This window comes from Polaromonas sp. (genome assembly GCF_018780625.1).
GTDB lineage: Bacteria > Pseudomonadota > Gammaproteobacteria > Burkholderiales > Burkholderiaceae_C > Polaromonas.
On sequence record NZ_JADMJK010000047.1, the window covers coordinates 1 to 2,296 of the forward strand.

3 protein-coding genes are annotated in these 2,296 nt (G+C 68.2%); all 3 read left to right on the forward strand.

The genetic code is table 11. The features are described 5' to 3' along the window. Positions 1-914 (forward strand): phosphotransferase (locus tag IV091_RS03890; protein ID WP_293465382.1); only part of this gene is annotated, 914 nt, incomplete at its 5' end. A gap of 88 nt (positions 915-1,002) precedes the next feature. Then, positions 1,003-1,758: a 16S rRNA (uracil(1498)-N(3))-methyltransferase gene (locus IV091_RS03895; RefSeq protein ID WP_293465384.1), complete on the forward strand. Its 756-nt coding sequence runs from the start codon at positions 1,003-1,005 to the stop codon at positions 1,756-1,758. A 12-nt stretch (positions 1,759-1,770) separates the two neighbouring features. Then, a partial coding sequence (locus IV091_RS03900; RefSeq protein ID WP_293465386.1) for an MFS transporter occupies positions 1,771-2,296 on the forward strand: 526 nt, incomplete at its 3' end.

Below are 2,296 nucleotides of genomic sequence, written 5' to 3' on the forward strand. Positions count from 1 at the left end.
AGAGTTACATCATCATGGACGCGCCGCCCGCGCAGGAAGACTGCGCGCCCTTTGTGCAGGTCGCGGCGCTGATGCATGAAGCCGGGCTGAGCGCGCCGCAGGTGCTGGCCTGGGACGAAACGCTGGGCTTCATGCTGCTGAGCGACCTGGGCAGCCAGACGATGCTTGATGTGATTGCGCCGCCGGCCGACGTGGCCGCCATTGCCCAGCCCGGCGCCGGGCATTTCGAACTCTACATGGAGGCGGTCGATGCGCTGGTGCGCTGGCAGCTCGCCTCCCGCCCCGGCGTGCTGCCGCCCTATGACGACGCGCTGCTGTCGCGCGAACTGGCGCTGTTCCCCGAGTGGTATGTGGGCCGGCACCGCGGCTTTGCGCTCGATGACGGGCTCATGGGCAAGCTCGAGGCGATCTTTGCGCAGATCAAGGCCAGCAATTTGCAGTCGCTGGGCGGCGCGCGGGTGTTTGTGCACCGCGACTTCATGCCGCGCAATTTGATGGTCTCGGCCACCGGCGAACTCGGCGTGCTCGACTTCCAGGACGCGGTCTATGGCCCCATCAGCTACGACATCGCCAGCCTGATGCGCGACGCGTTCCTGAGCTGGGAAGAGGATTTCGTGCTCGACATCACCGTGCGCTACTGGCAAAAAGCGCGCAAGGCCGGGCTGCCGGTGGGCGATGACTTTGGCGAGTTTTACCGCGCCGTCGAGTGGATGGGCCTGCAGCGCCACCTCAAGGTGCTGGGCATTTTTGCGCGCCTCACGCTACGCGACGGCAAGCCCAAATACCTGGCCGACACGCCGCGCTTCATCAAATACGCCCGCAACACCGCCGCCCGCTACCGGCAGCTCGGGCCGCTGATGGTGCTGCTCGACGAGATTGAAGGCAACGAAACCCGCGTGGGCTACACGTTTTGATGAAAAATATGCCTTCAGTCCTTTCATTACGGGCGCAAGCAGCTATTTATTTAATAGCAATTCCCACTCCCCTGTGGACGGCCCGCCCATGAGCCCCCGCTTCTACGCCGACATCGCCCTCGTGCCCGGCACCTCGCTGAGCCTGCCCGAGCAGACCGCGCGCCATGTGCAGGTTCTGCGCCTGCAGCCGGGCGGGCGCATCACGCTTTTTAACGGCCAGGGCAACGGCCAGCCCGGCAGCGAAGGCGAATTCGAGGCCACCGTGGAGCGCATGGGCCGTAGCGATGTCGAGGTCGCCGTGGGCGCCTGGACCGCCACGGCGCGCGAAGCCAGCCGCGCCATCCACCTGGCCGCCGTCATGCCGGCCAACGACCGCATGGACTGGCTGATCGAAAAAGCCACCGAGCTGGGCGCGGCCAGCATCCAGCCGCTGATGAGCGAGCGCAGCGTGCTGCGGCTCAAGGGCGAGCGCGCCGACAAGAAACTGGCGCACTGGCGCGCCGCCGCCGCCGCCGCCTGCGAGCAGTGCGGACGCAACCGGGTGCCGCTGATTCACGAGGTCGCCACGCTCGCCGACTGGCTCAAAACCAATGCCAAGGCCGACAGCGCCGGCACGCGGCTGCTGCTGTCGCTGCAGCCCGGCACGCGCCCGCTGGTCCAGGCCGTGGCCGGCAGCGGGGCGCAGGCCGCGTTCACGTTCCTGAGCGGCCCCGAAGGCGGCCTGAGCCCCGCCGAAGAAGCCGCCGCCCTCGCCTGCGGCTTTGCACCCGTCACGCTGGGCCCGCGCGTGCTGCGCGCTGAAACCGCGCCGCTGGCCTGCCTGGCGCTGCTGACGCTGACCTGAAACGACCACACCATGAACCGCAACCTCTGGCTGCTGGCGATCTGCCAGGGCCTGTTTCTCACCAACAACGTCACCTTCATCGCCATCAACGGCCTGGTCGGCCTGAACCTGGCGCCGCTGGGCTGGATGGCGACCCTGCCGGTCATGGGCTATGTGGTGGGCGGTGCGCTGTCAACCGGGCTGGTGGCGCGCACGCAGCGCCGCTTTGGCCGCAAGGCCTCGTTCCAGCTCGGGCTGCTGGTGGCGGTGCTATCGGCCCTGCTCTGCTGCTATGCGGCCTACAGCCACAACTTCTGGCTGCTGGTGGCGGCCACCGTGGTGGCGGGCTACTACAACGCCAATGCGCAGCTCTACCGCTTTGCCGCGGCCGAGCTGGCGCTGCCCGCGTTCCGCGAAAAAGCCGTGTCGCTGGTGATGGCCGGCGGCCTGATAGGCGCGGTGGCCGGGCCCAATCTGGCGTCCGGCACGCGCAGCCTGACGGAGGTGCCGTTTGCCGGCGCCTACCTGGCGCTGGCGGGCGTGGCGCTGCTGGCCATGG

Coding starts and splice junctions, on each gene's coding strand:
- IV091_RS03895 (WP_293465384.1), top strand. CDS start 1,003: ATGAGCCCCCGCTTCTACGCCGACATCGCCCTCGTGCCCGGCACCTCG.